At 35.9% G+C, this 1,999-nt stretch carries 3 protein-coding genes; all 3 read right to left on the reverse strand.

The window, feature by feature from the left end:
- Positions 1–106 precede the first annotated feature (106 nt).
- Positions 107–943, reverse strand: coding sequence for an endonuclease/exonuclease/phosphatase family protein (locus AC1DPQ_RS26280; RefSeq protein ID WP_477611372.1), 837 nt, complete (start codon positions 941–943; stop codon positions 107–109).
- 106 nt (positions 944–1,049) lie between these two features.
- Positions 1,050–1,748 carry a RadC family protein gene (gene radC, locus AC1DPQ_RS26285; RefSeq protein WP_029277287.1) on the reverse strand — a complete coding sequence of 233 codons (699 nt, stop codon included), beginning with the start codon at positions 1,746–1,748 and terminating at the stop codon, positions 1,050–1,052.
- 71 nt (positions 1,749–1,819) lie between these two features.
- The coding region (gene rpsT / locus AC1DPQ_RS26290; protein WP_477611373.1) for a 30S ribosomal protein S20 at positions 1,820–1,999 on the reverse strand (180 nt) is incomplete at its 5' end.

Here is a 1,999-nt window from a genome sequence, read left to right on the forward strand (position 1 = left end):
ACCTAACACCAATTATAAATGCCAGTGTTTCGAAAATATAATGATAATGATATGGGTTACCAAAAAGCTCGAATTGAAAGGGAAACAGAGATTTTAACAGCATTTATTAAAACCAAAGTCTGCAAAAAACAGGTAAATGGTCAGAATAATACCTTTTATCCTTACTATCAGTTAATACAGCGAATTTCTGCACCTTAAATCCTTTGTTTACAAAAATGTAGTCGATCCTGTTTTTCRGGTCACTGTTAAAATCAAAAGCATTAAAAGTACCTGTCGGGCCATATGGGGGCTCTACAGAAACATCTTTCGCATCGATAAGAAAAGATTTTATAGTAGCAATGGCTTCTGTCTCTGGCGTTACGTTTAAGTCGCCGGTAAAAACAACCGGTAGCGTTGGTGCAATCTGCTGAATTTTACGTTTAAGCAATTTAGCTGATTCGATCCTTGCCCGAACACCGATATGATCGTAATGTGTGTTAAAAACGATAAACTCTTTTTTATTCTGTTTATCGTACAATTTAACCCAGCTGCATACCCGGTTAAGTGCGGCATCCCAACCTTTTGATGGAACATCTGGTGTTTCTGACAACCAAAAAGTTCCGCCATCCTTTTTAGTGAACCTGTTTTTATCAAAATAAACAGCAGAAAATTCTCCCTTTCTTTTACCATCTTCACGACCAACACCCACTACATCGAAATTGGAATTCTCCAAAAGCGCATCAAACTGTTCAGGTAAGGCTTCCTGTACACAAAGAATATCAGCATCATGAAATTTCACCAGGGCTTTAACATTATCTTTCCGGTTAGGCCAGGCATTAACACCATCAGACGCTACATTTAAACGGATATTGTAAGTAATAATATTAATTGGGACTGCCGTTTTTTGCGCAAATGCCATAACGGTTAACAAAAGAAAAACAGGGATGATTTTTAAAGTATTCATAAATATAATTACACAATTTAATTAATGCTGGCTAGCCAGTAATATTTAATTTAAGCCGCTATTATACTAATTTAACGTTAATTGTATTTTAACAACCAAATATCTTTTAAATTAAATCTTCATCCCGATAACTATAGTAACGGTTATTGGCAAAAATCAGGTGATCGACCACATACAGGCTAAGCAAATTTCCTGAAGCAACCATATTCCTGGTCAATTTATCGTCGCTCTCACTGGGTTTTAAACTTCCGGAAGGATGGTTATGTGCCAATACAATATTTGCGGCATTGTTTTCTAAAGCTGTTTTAAAAATAATTTTCGGATCGGCTACCGTACCCGCCTGCCCCCCTTTACTAATCAAAAATTTACCTATTACCCGGTTAGACCTGTTTAGGAGTAATATCCAGAACTCTTCGTGATTGAGATTAGCGAAAGTTTGATGTAAATATTTATAAACATCGTTAGAAGTAGTAACATGGGTAATGGCCTCCTCCGCAGTTTCCTTCCGCCGCAAACCAAGCTCCAGAGCGGCAATTATAGTTAATGCTTTGGCTTCTCCAATACCTCTAAACCTGGAAAGCTCCAGAATAGAAGCTTTTCCCAGTTTTGTTAAATTGTTGTCGTAAAACGATAAAATCCTTTTACTTAAATCTACAGCGGTTTCGTTTTTACTTCCTGAGCCAATTAAAATAGCAATCAGTTCGGCATCTGTTAAATGTCTTCGGCCATGTAATAAAAGTTTTTCACGCGGGCGATCTTCTTCGGCCCATAACTTTATACCTAGTTTCTGTTCGTAATTTTCCATTTTTTTTAGACAAAAAAAGGCATCCTAACTTTTGGTTAGGATGCCTTTACTAATATCGTAAAAAAATTGGCTTATTTTAAACCGTTAACGAATTTCGTTAATTTTGATTTGTTATTAGCCGCTTTGTTTTTGTGGATAATATTCTTTTTAGCTAAACGATCTAACATAGAGATTACTTTTGGCAATAAATCAGATGCAGATTTTTTATCTTCTGCAGCACGTAATCTTTTAATAAAGGTACGTGTAGTTTT

It is taken from the genome of Pedobacter sp. 01T416_2 (assembly GCF_056398925.1).